Source organism: Seonamhaeicola marinus (assembly GCF_008085455.1).
In genome coordinates this window covers 1-453 of sequence record NZ_VSDQ01000102.1, presented here as the reverse complement: position 1 = coordinate 453, position 453 = coordinate 1, and the positions used below count along the sequence as shown (strand labels likewise).

1 pseudogene is annotated in these 453 nt (G+C 32.7%); it reads right to left on the bottom strand.

What is annotated here, in order from left to right:
- Positions 1 to 48: 48 nt before the first annotated feature.
- Positions 49 to 453: pseudogene (locus FUA24_RS00640) on the bottom strand (quinol:cytochrome C oxidoreductase); the annotation flags it as partial.

Genomic DNA, 453 nt, shown 5'->3' with positions numbered 1-453 from the left:
AGTTTTTTGTGCTTTAAACGCTGTAAACTTTGTAAACTTTTTACTTAATTATGCTTCAGTTGTATTTCTCACTTTTGTTTGATAGATAACATTTGGCTTGGTACCAATATGCTCTAATAAGTGATACATACGGTTATCTTCTTTAAGTTTTGCAACTTTACTATGTTTATCATTAATGTCTCCAAAAACCATAGCACCACTACTACAAGCTGCAGAACATGCTGTTTTAAGTTCACCGTCTTTAATTTCACGTCCGTCACGTTTAGCATCAAGTATTGTTTTTTGTGTCATTTGAATACACATAGAACATTTTTCCATAACACCACGAGAACGTACAACAACATCTGGGTTTAATACCATACGACCTAAATCATCATTCATATGATAATCAAACTCATCATTACTGTTGTATAAGAACCAATTGAAACGACGTACTTTATAAGGGCAGTTGTT